The 979-nt window shown below is 48.8% G+C and carries 2 tRNA genes and 1 rRNA gene; all 3 read right to left on the bottom strand.

What is annotated here, in order from left to right:
- Positions 1-103 (bottom strand): 23S ribosomal RNA (locus tag DQG19_RS20650); the annotation flags it as partial.
- Between the two features lie 425 nt (positions 104-528).
- A tRNA-Ala gene (locus DQG19_RS20645) sits at positions 529-602 on the bottom strand.
- 6 nt (positions 603-608) lie between these two features.
- Positions 609-682, bottom strand: a tRNA-Ile gene (locus DQG19_RS20640).
- Between the last annotated feature and the right edge of the window lie 297 nt (positions 683-979).

The following is a 979-nucleotide window of genomic DNA, read 5'->3' as shown; positions in this document are numbered from 1 at the left end:
ATCAACAGTTGTTTGCACTTCCTCCTGGCTTTTCGCAGCTTACCACGTCCTTCATCGTCTCTGAGAGCCTAGGCATTCCCCGTACGCCCTTCGTTCACTTCCTATTCTTCACCGATCCCCGAGGGAAACGGCAGTTTCTTAGAAACCGAACGAGTAAAATCGTAACGTTAAATCTTGCCTAAAACTAATGAGTATTGTATCCAACAGACGCTTGAAGTCATCTCGCGCAGTACACCGAGGTGCACTCCGCTCAACATTACTTCGCAACGGACTTCAATGTGATCTATAATCCATTTCAATCCGTAAAAATTTCTGTTGCTCTCTTATCCAAACTTGTCAAAGATCGTCATCAACCCCGTGGTATCCGCCGGCGATAGTGCTTCAGGCTAATGATGCGCTATTGGCCCGCGGGGGGTCGGTGTGGTATAATTCCGGAGTCGAACCGAAAAGTCGTCCCCATTGGGAAGACCGCGCACCGCGCTTATTAAATGGCAGGCACAAACAATCGAAATCGTCTGTGGTTCTGGGTGGAGGATATCGGAGTCGAACCGATGACCTCCTGAATGCAAATCAGGTGCTCTAGCCAGCTGAGCTAATCCCCCAGGAAGTAGTCCCGGGCAGACTTGAACTGCCGACCTCTACATTATCAGTGTAGCGCTCTAACCAGCTGAGCTACGGGACTGTGAATTTCAAACAGTACCTAAGCCATTACTGACTTAGCCGGTCATTAGCTTTCACTAATAAAAAGGGCGATCCATCATTATGGAGCGCCAATTTTTAAATTAACACCAAGGCAGGCGAGTCGTGGCCGCAGTATAACTACTACTTCCAGAACCCGTGGGTCTCGAATGCGATTGCATCCACCGGACGAACCGTCCAGCTTCAACTGCAACACAAGTCTATTTTGCTACGAACACGCTGACTAGTTAGTACAGTCAACACGCTCCGTCAATTAGTCGTCTCGAAAAGGAGGTATTCC

The organism is Lewinella sp. IMCC34183 (assembly GCF_003390915.1).
Classification (GTDB): Bacteria; Bacteroidota; Bacteroidia; order Chitinophagales; family Saprospiraceae; genus Neolewinella.
The sequence above is the reverse complement of the archived record's forward strand: the minus strand, read 5'-3'. Positions and strand labels throughout refer to the sequence as shown.